Source organism: Streptomyces sp. NPDC056580 (genome assembly GCF_042793175.1).
Lineage (GTDB): Bacteria > Actinomycetota > Actinomycetes > Streptomycetales > Streptomycetaceae > Streptomyces.
Genome location: NZ_JBHTVE010000013.1, coordinates 264,000 through 272,863, shown reverse-complemented (window position 1 = coordinate 272,863; position 8,864 = coordinate 264,000). Strand labels below are relative to the sequence as shown.

Sequence of the window (8,864 nt, the reverse complement as noted above, 5' to 3'; positions counted from 1 at the left end):
CTGGCGTTGATTTTTGGCACGCTGTTGAGTTCTCAAGGAACGGTCGCTTCCTTTGTACTCACCCTCTCGGGCTTTCCTCCGGGCGCTTCCCTTCGATGTTCCAAACTCTATCAGTGTTTTTCCGGCTCTCAGACCACCCTCCCGCAGACATGCGGAAGCGACCCTGAGAAAAGGATCTGACCAGTTTGGTTGCTGCCGGGCCGCGACACTTTCGCGTCGCACCGCCCCAGGCAGGGGTACGACAGTACACGGGGTCTCGGAGGGCATGCAAATCGACAGTGTTGGTGGTCTAGACCACTAGCTGGTAGGTTCCGTACGGAACCGTCACTTCCTTTGGCATACGCTGCTGCTCAGCGCGCCGTTCACGGGACAAGCAGTGACGGCCCTACCTGCAGCTCCACTCCTGGGAGGCTTCCCATGACCACCGTGACGTCCCCTCTCGCCGGACGGGCCATCGGACTGGCCGAAGTGCCGGATCCGGTCTTCTCCGGGGCCATGGTCGGCCCGGGTACCGCGATCGACCCCGTGCGTGAGCCCTCCGAGGCCGTGGCACCGGTGGACGGCGTCGTCGTCTCCCTGCACCCGCACGCGTTCGTCGTGGTCGACGCGAGCGGGCACGGGGTGCTGACCCACCTCGGCATCGACACCGTTCAGCTCAACGGCGAGGGCTTCGAGCTGCTCGTGGGCAAGGGCGACACCGTGACGCGCGGGCAGAGCATCGTGCGCTGGGACCCGGCCGCCGTGGAAGCGGCGGGCAAGTCCCCCGTGTGCCCCGTCGTGGCGCTCGAAGCGACCGCCGAGTCCCTCTCCGACGTGCGGGACAGCGGTGACGTGAAGGCCGGCGACAGCCTTTTCTCCTGGAACTGACGGCAGGCCGCCGGCCGGCGGCGTACAGGACGACCACCGCGGCGGCGGCCCCGCCGCAGTATCGGAGACGGTGAGATGGAGACAACGCTGCGAGGCGTCGGCGTCAGCCACGGTGTGGCGATCGGCGAGGTCCGGCACATGGGGACGGCGGTGCTCGAGCCGCCGGCCAAGCAGATAGCCGCGGGTGAGGCCGCACGCGAGCAGGGCCGGGCCCGTCAGGCGGTGGACGCCGTGGCAGCCGATCTGACGGCGCGCGGCAACCTGGCCGGCGGCGAGGCCCAGGCGGTGCTCGAGGCGCAGGCCATGATGGCCCAGGATCCCGAGCTGATGGCGGACGTGGAGCGGCGAATCGCCGTCGGAAGCACGGCGGAGCGTGCCGTGTACGACGCCTTCGCCTCGTACCGCGAGCTGCTGGCCGGTGCCGGGGAGTACCTCGCCGGGCGCGTGGCCGACCTCGATGACGTGCGGAACCGTATCGTCGCCCGGCTGCTCGGCGTGCCGATGCCGGGCGTTCCGGACAGCGACCAGCCCTATGTGCTGGTGGCCCGCGATCTGGCGCCCGCGGACACCGCGCTGCTCGACCCCGCCCTCGTGCTGGGTTTCGTCACCGAGGAGGGCGGGCCGACCAGCCACAGCGCCATCCTGGCCCGCGCCCTGGGCGTTCCGGCCGTCGTGGCCCTGCCGGGCGCCGGAGAACTGGCCGAGGGCACGACGGTCGCCGTCGACGGCAGCACCGGTGAGGTCTTCGTGAACCCGAGCGCCGGTAAGAAGGCGCAGATGGAGTCGGCGGCCGCCGAGCGCAAGGCCGCGCTGGCCGCTTCCACCGGTCCGGGTGCCACGGCCGACGGGCACAAGATGCCGCTGCTGGCCAATGTCGGCGGGCCGGCTGACGTGCCGGCCGCCGTGGAGGCGGGGGCCGAGGGTGTCGGTCTGTTCCGCACGGAGTTCCTGTTCCTGGACGACAGCAAGAACGCGCCGTCCGAGGAGAAGCAGGTGGAGGCCTACCGGCAGGTGCTGGAGGCGTTCCCCGAAGGCCGTGTGGTCGTGCGGGTGCTGGACGCGGGCGCGGACAAGCCGCTGGAGTTCCTGACTCCCGCGGACGAGCCGAACCCCGCGCTGGGCGTGCGGGGTCTGCGGACGCTCCTCGACCATCCCGACGTGCTGCGCACCCAGCTGACCGCGTTGGCCAGGGCCGCGGAGGGCCTGCCGGTCTACCTCGAGGTCATGGCGCCCATGGTGGCGGACCGTACGGATGCCAGGGCGTTCGCGGACGCCTGCCGGGAGGCGGGGCTGCGGGCGAAGTTCGGCGCGATGGTGGAGATCCCGTCCGCGGCGCTGCGGGCGCGCTCCATCCTGCAGGAGGTCGAGTTCCTCTCGCTGGGGACCAATGACCTCGCGCAGTACACCTTCGCCGCTGACCGTCAGGTGGGTGCGGTGTCCCGGCTCCAGGACCCTTGGCAGCCGGCGCTGCTCGACCTGGTGGCGCTGTCCGCCGAGGCGGCCAAGGCCGAGGGCAAGAGCTGCGGTGTGTGCGGCGAGGCCGCGTCCGATCCGCTGCTGGCCTGTGTGCTGACCGGTCTGGGTGTCACCTCCCTGTCCATGGGTGCGGCGTCGCTCCCGTACGTCCGGGCGACGCTCGCGAAGTACACGCTGGCGCAGTGCGAGCGGGCCGCCGCGGCAGCGCGGGCGGCGGACAGCGCGGCGGAGGCCCGCAGCGCGGCGCAGGCGGTGCTGTCCGGGGAGTAGCCGGGCCCGGCTGACAGTGGTTGACCGGTTCAGGGGCGTCCCGCCTTCGGGTGGGGCGCCCCTGGCGCGTTCAGTGGCGGTGTTCCGGTGGCGCGTCCTCCTGTCCGAGGTCGGGCGGTGCGCAGTAGTCGACGTCCGGTTCGGGGCTGATGATGTCGCCGGATTCGGCGTCGGTGCAGTAGGCGTCGAAGACCTCTGCGGCGCTCAGCGGCACGAGGGCGCCCGCGCGCAGTCGCCAGCCGTGCACGCGGTCGGCCGTGCCGGGAGAGGTGACGCGCATGACCAGGCCGCCGGGGCGGCCGGTGGCCAGGCCGAGTGCCAGGACGCTGGTGAACTCCAGGACCTCCGCTTCGTCGAGTCCGACGGCGCCCGCGGCGTCGTGGTCGGCGTGCAGGACGGCGACGAGGGTTTCCGCCGGCGCGGAGACGCTGCAGACGAGGTGGCGGTCGCCGGGCGGGGCGGTGTCGAGGATGCGGGCGACGAGGCCGGAGGCGCGGGTGAAGGCGGCGCGGCCGATGTCCTCCCCGCAGGTGGCGCAGGGGCCGAGGCGGGTCAGGAGGGTGGTCGCGTACTCCCAGGTGGCCTGTCGAACGGCTTCGTCGACGAGGTCGGGCAGGAGTGCGGTGAGGGGACGGCCGTCGTAGGGGATGGTGGGGCCGGTGGCCGCCAGTCGTGCGGTGAACCGGGTGCGGCTGGCGGGTGCCTCCGGGTCGAGGCCGGTCTCCGCGCAGAACACGGCGTAGTCCTCGGGGTCGAAGAGGGCCAGCGTGGTGTGTCCGCCCTGGGCCGCCCGGGTTTTCAGCAGGGATTCCACTTGTTGCAGGTAGGCGGTGTGGTCGTCGAAGACGAAGCTCCGGTAGCGCCGCATGGCGCGGAAGTCGTGCTCGTCGGTGAGCAGGCCGATGGTGCCGGCGATCTCGCGGCGCAGGACGCGTCGCATGGTCCGCTGGTCGGTGTGCGCCATGTTTCCCCCAAGTGCGCGGTCGATCAGTGCTCACTCACAGTAATCAGGGGCACTGACAACGGGCCGTGACGGGGCGGCCGGCCGGGGGACGGAGGCGCCCGGCCTCGGACCTCGCCGGTGTGCCGGGCGGTCCGGGGCCGTTCGCGAGGGCGGGTCAGGCGCGCTTGCGGGCCAGTTCCTCGTAGAAGCCCAGCAGCGTGAGGTCGTCGATGGAGCCGGGGTTGACGGCCTTCTCGAGGGGGGTGCCCTGGAGAAGGCGCTTGACCGGTACCTCGATGCGCTTGCCGGTGAGCGTGTGCGGGATGCCGGGGACCGCGATGACCTCGTCGGGGACGTGGCGCGGCGAGAGCTGTTCGCGGATGGCCTGCTTGATGCGGCCCAGGAGTGCCTCGTCGAGGACGGCGTCCGGTGCCAGGTGGACGAAGAGCGGCATCCAGTAGCCCCCGTCGGGCTGTTCGATGCCGATGACGAGGGATTCCTTGATCTCGGGCAGCCTTTCGACCACCTCGTAGATGTCGGCCGAGCCCATGCGGACGCCCTGCCGGTTGAGGGTGGAGTCGGAGCGCCCGTGGATGATCACCGATCCGCGTGAGGTGACGGTGATCCAGTCGCCGTGCCGCCAGGCGCCCGGGTAGGTGTCGAAGTAGCTGTCGTGGTAGCGGCGGCCGTCGGGGTCGTTCCAGAAGTGGATCGGCATGGACGGCATGGGGTTGGTGACGACCAGCTCGCCCACCTCGTCGACGAGGGGGCTGCCGCTCGGGTCCCAGGACCGCAGGTCGGTGCCGAGGCCGGGCGCCTGGAGTTCGCCGGTGTAGACGGGCAGGGTGGGTACGGCTCCGGCGAAGCAGGAGCAGACGTCCGTGCCGCCGCTGACGGAGGCGATCCACAGGTCGTCGCGTACCTCGTCGTGCAGCCAGCGGAAGCCGTCCGGGGGCAGCGGCGAGCCGGTGGTGGCGACGCACTGGACGCGGGAGAGGTCGAAGTCACGGGAGGGGTGCACGCCTGCCTTGCGGCAGGCCATGACGTAGGCGGCGGAGGTGCCGAAGAGGGTGGCTCCGGTGCGTTCGGCGACGCGCCACTGGGCGCCGGTGTCCGGGTAGCCGGGACTGCCGTCGTAGAGGACGATCGTCGTGCCCGTGAGCAGGCCGGAGACGAGGAAGTTCCACATCATCCAGCCGGTCGAGGTGTACCAGAAGAAGCGGTCCCCGGGGCCGAGGTCGCAGTGCAGGCCGAGCTGTTTGAGGTGCTCCACCAGGATGCCGCCCTGGGACTGGACGATGGCCTTGGGCAGGCCGGTGGTCCCGGAGGAGTACAGGACCCACAGCGGATGGCCGAAGGGGACCTGTTCGAAGACGGGCTCGGTCTCGGCGGCCGTCAGCGCAGACCACTCCAGGGCGCCCTCGGGCGCCTCGGTGCCGAGGAGCGGGATGTGGACGACGGCGCGCAGGGTGGGCAGTTCCCGGCGCAGTTCGGCGACGGTCTCGCGGCGGTCGTGCTCCTTGCCGCCGTAGCGGTAGCCGTCGACGGTGAACAGGACGACGGGTTCGACCTGCTGGAAGCGGTCGAGGACGCTGCGGGCGCCGAAGTCGGGGGCGCAGGAGGTCCACACGGCGCCCACGGCGGCCGTGGCCAGGAGGGCGGCCACGGCTTCGGGGATGTTCGGGAGGTATCCGCTGACCCGGTCGCCGGGGCGGACGCCGAGGGCACGGAGTTCGGCGGCGAGGGAGCCCACCTGCCGGCGCAGCTCCGCCCAGGTCACCGGGCGTGGTTCGTGGGTCTCGTCGACGTACAGCAGGGCCGGCTCGTCCGGGCGGGCGGCAGCGGCGCGCAGGGCGTGCTCGGCGTAGTTGAGGGTGGCGCCGGGGAACCATTCGGCGCCGGGCATGGTGCGGTCGCCGAGCACGCGCGCGTAAGGGGCCGAGAAGCGGACGTCGAACCACTCGGTGACGGCCTTCCAGAACGTGTCGAGCTGCTCCACGGACCACTGGTGCAGCGCGGGGTACCCACCCTCGGCCGGGGCGCCGTGGTACTCGGCGGCCCAGGCCTGGAACTCGGTGATGCGGGCCTGGGCGATCCGCTCGGGATCGGGCTGCCAGAGCGGCTGGGGGTTCGCTGTCGACATGGGGGCTCCCGGGCTGTGCGCTTCGTGTGCGTCGGTCCGCGCACGGGCTGGGGTGTGCGCGTGACGCGGCTGACACGGACGATGCCATGTGATCGACTTCTGCACCAGGGTGGGCCCCACATAGTCCGTGTCGTGAAGATGTGGCCCGGGCACGGGTGAACGGCAGTTGAACGACACGCGCGCGTGGGGCGTTCAGTGGCAGGGTGAACAGCATGGACGGTCGTGACCTGGTGCGTTCGGTGAGTGTTGGCGGTTCGGGGCGGGCGGCTCAGGGGTTTCGTACCGTGCGGGCGGCATGGCGCCGGCGGCGGATCGACGCCGCCGGGCTGCCCCCGCGGGGGGCGGAGCGTGCGCGTGTCCCCGGGCTGGTGCAGGGGGCGGAGCCGGGGCCCGGGGGCGGTCTGATCCGGTTCGGCCGGTCCGAGCTGCGGATCACCGTGACCGTCAGCGGGGCCGTGTTCTGGGGCTGGGACGGGGCGGGCCCGGCACCGTCGTACGCGCTCGCAGGAGCGTGTCCGGAGCCCGATCCGCGGGCCGTGCTGGAGCCGGACAAGGACGGCGGCTGGCGGGTGGTGGCCGAGCGGGTGACGGTCGTCGTCTCGCGGCACGGGGCGCTCGAGGTGTGCACTCCGGGCGGTGTGGTGCTGCGGCGCGAGATGCCGCCGCGGTGGTGGGAACCGGTCGGCGGGGGCGCCGGGCGGTGGCTGCAGCGGTCCGAGGTGGCGGCGGACGCCCGGTTCTTCGGCCTCGGCGGGCGCGCGGCGGGTCCGCGGCTGCGCGACGGCACCTACCGGCTGTGGAACGCCGATCCGGGTCGTGCGTTCGGTCCGGGGGACGATCCGCTGCACGTGACGATGCCGGTGCAGATGGTGGTCGCGGACGCGGCGACCCATCTGATGTTCCACGACAACACGTGGGACGGCACGGTGACCTTGCGGGAGGGCGAGGAGGGCGCCGGGTCCGGACACGACCGGGCGGGACGCTGCGAGCTGCGCATGGACGGCGGGCCGCTGCGCTGCTGGGTGATGGTGGGCACGCCCGCGCGCGTGCTGCTCACCTGGGCCGCGCTGACCGGGGCGCCCGCGCTGCCGCCGGCGTGGGCACTCGGCCACCAGCACCTGCGGCGGGGGTCGGGCGGTGAGCAGGAGGTGCGCCGGACCGTCACGGCCCATCAGGAGCGGGATCTGCCGCTGGACGCCGTCCACCTGGACGCCGGGCACCAGGACGGCCATCAGGTGTTCACCGTCGGCCAGGAGCGGTTCCCCGAGCTGCCGGTGCTCGCCGAGGAACTGCGCCGGGACGGCATCCGGCTGGTGTCGGCCGTCGGCCCGGCGGTGAGGGCCGCGCCCGGCGGCGCGGTGTACGACAGCGGTTCGGCCCTGGACGCGTTCGTGCGCGACGGTGCGGGGCGGACGGTCCGGGGCGAGGTGCGGGCCGGCGAGTCGGTCTTCCCGGACTTCACGCACGCGCGCGTGCGCAAGTGGTGGGGCGGCCTGTACGAGGAGCGGCTGGGTCAGGGCTTCGCGGGGTTCTGGCACGACATGAACGAGCCCACGTCGTTCAGCGCCTTCGGTGAGACGACGCTGCCGCGCTCGGCCCGGCACGCCGTCGAAGGACGCGGCGGCGACCACCGCGAGGCGCACAACGTGTACGCCCTGTGCATGGCCAGGGCGGGTTACGAGGGGCTGCGCGAGCTGTCGCCCCAGGAGCGGCCGTTCCTGTCCTCCCGGTCCGGCTGGGCGGGCATGCAGCGCTACGGCGGCGCCTGGTCCGGCGAGGTGGCGCCGGGCTGGCCGGGGCTGCGGGCCGCGCTGTCGCTGGTGCTGGGGATGGGACTGTGCGGGGTGCCCTACTCGGGGCCGGACGTGGGCGGCTGCGACGGCGGCCCTTCGCCCGAGCTGTATCTGCGCCGGCTCCAGCTCGGTGCGTACCTGCCGTTGTTCCGGACGCACTCCGGGCCGCCGACGGGGGGCGGGGAGCCGTGGGAGTCCGGTGCCGAGGTGCTGCGGCACGCGCGCGGGGCGCTGCTGGAGCGCCGGCGTCTGCTGCCGTACTTCGTGACGCTGGCGTACCTGGCGCGGCGCACCGGCGCGCCCTATGTGCGGCCGTTGTGGTGGGGGGCGCCCGAGGACCGCGCGCTGCGCGACTGCGAGGACGCGTTCCTGCTCGGGGACCATCTGCTGGTGGCGCCGGTCCTCGGCCCCGGCAGCGAAGGGCGTACGGTGCGGCTGCCGCGGGGCCGCTGGTACGACACGGTGACGGAGGAGGCGTTCGAGGGGCCGGGGCGGGTCCGTCTGGACACGCCGCTGTCGCGGATACCGGTGCTCGCGCGCGCGGGAGCGGTCGTTCCGGTGCGGGGTGAGGACGGCGTGCTCGAACTGGAGGTGTGGGCGCCGGTCCAGGGGCGGGCCGGGGGCGGGCTGGTCGTCCAGGACGCGGGCGACGGCTGGGCCGAGCCGGAGATCGAGCGTTATGCGGCCCGCCGGCAGGGCCGGCGGGTGGTGGTGACCCGGGAGCGGGAGGACGGGGCGGCCGAGCCGCCGCACCGGGTACGCGTACGGGGGCTCGGCTGAGCGGGCGGCTCAGATGTAGCGGCCCTCGAACCAGCCCCGTACGGCCAGGGTGTGCAGCGGGAAGGCGAGTTCCTCGGGTCTGCGCAGCAGGTGCCAGCCCTCGGTCTCGTCGGTGGCGCTGGAGGCCGGGAGCCCCTCGGCCGGGCGTTCGGGCAGGAGACCGAAGAGCAGCAGGTGCCCGTCGGGTGAGCTCATGGCGTCGACGAGGCGCACGTCCCGGGCGGCGGCGTCGATGCCCGTCTCCTCCTTCAGCTCGCGCACGACGGCCTGTTTCCAGTCCTCCCGGTCGTCGACGTAGCCCCCGGGCAGTGCCGTGCCGCCGCGCGCGGGGGCGACGGTCCGGGTGATGACGACCAGGGCGGTGCCCGTGGTGTCGTAGACGGGCTGGAGCGCGACGGCGACCGGGAGCGGGTTGCGGTAGGCGGCGGCGCCGCAGGCGGGGCAGGTGCGCGGCCAGCCCGTGACGCCCTCTCCGTAAGCTGCTCCGCAGCTCGAACAGTGGGAACCCGGCGCGGAGTTGGCGGTTGAATGCTGATTTTCGGACACGCGCGGACTTTATCCGATCGCAGGAGGGCCTTCTTCCGGCACCGGC

Annotated in this window: 7 protein-coding genes; 4 read left to right on the top strand and 3 right to left on the bottom strand. The window is 72.9% G+C overall.

Features of this window, described 5'->3' with window-relative positions; translation table 11 throughout:
- From ACFQ9Z_RS28450 to ptsP, 3 genes are all read left to right on the top strand, one after another.
- The coding region (locus tag ACFQ9Z_RS28450; RefSeq protein WP_383024782.1) for a hypothetical protein at window positions 1-180 on the top strand (180 nt) is incomplete at its 5' end.
- A 237-nt stretch (window positions 181-417) separates the two neighbouring features.
- On the top strand, window positions 418-867 hold the full coding sequence (locus ACFQ9Z_RS28445; RefSeq protein WP_383024780.1) for a PTS glucose transporter subunit IIA: 450 nt from the start codon (window positions 418-420) through the stop codon (window positions 865-867).
- A gap of 75 nt (window positions 868-942) precedes the next feature.
- The gene (gene ptsP, locus ACFQ9Z_RS28440) at window positions 943-2,613 is read left to right on the top strand and encodes a phosphoenolpyruvate--protein phosphotransferase (protein WP_383024777.1); all 1,671 of its coding nucleotides are present in this window, start codon (window positions 943-945) and stop codon (window positions 2,611-2,613) included.
- 70 nt (window positions 2,614-2,683) lie between these two features.
- Here the strand turns inward: ptsP and ACFQ9Z_RS28435 are convergent, their stop codons facing one another.
- Window positions 2,684-3,577 carry a hypothetical protein gene (locus ACFQ9Z_RS28435; protein ID WP_383024773.1) on the bottom strand — a complete coding sequence of 298 codons (894 nt, stop codon included), beginning with the start codon at window positions 3,575-3,577 and terminating at the stop codon, window positions 2,684-2,686.
- A 154-nt stretch (window positions 3,578-3,731) separates the two neighbouring features.
- A complete protein-coding gene (locus ACFQ9Z_RS28430) occupies window positions 3,732-5,699 on the bottom strand; it encodes an acetoacetate--CoA ligase (RefSeq protein ID WP_383024770.1) in 1,968 nt (655 codons plus the stop codon).
- 212 nt (window positions 5,700-5,911) lie between these two features.
- Here ACFQ9Z_RS28430 and ACFQ9Z_RS28425 point away from each other — a divergent pair, with 212 nt between their 5' ends.
- Window positions 5,912-8,272: a TIM-barrel domain-containing protein gene (locus ACFQ9Z_RS28425; RefSeq protein ID WP_383024767.1), complete on the top strand. Its 2,361-nt coding sequence runs from the start codon at window positions 5,912-5,914 to the stop codon at window positions 8,270-8,272.
- 9 nt (window positions 8,273-8,281) lie between these two features.
- Here ACFQ9Z_RS28425 and ACFQ9Z_RS28420 read toward each other — a convergent pair whose 3' ends face one another.
- Window positions 8,282-8,818 (bottom strand): NUDIX domain-containing protein, encoded by a 537-nt coding sequence (locus ACFQ9Z_RS28420; RefSeq protein WP_383024764.1) that lies wholly within the window; start codon window positions 8,816-8,818, stop codon window positions 8,282-8,284.
- Window positions 8,819-8,864 lie beyond the last annotated feature (46 nt).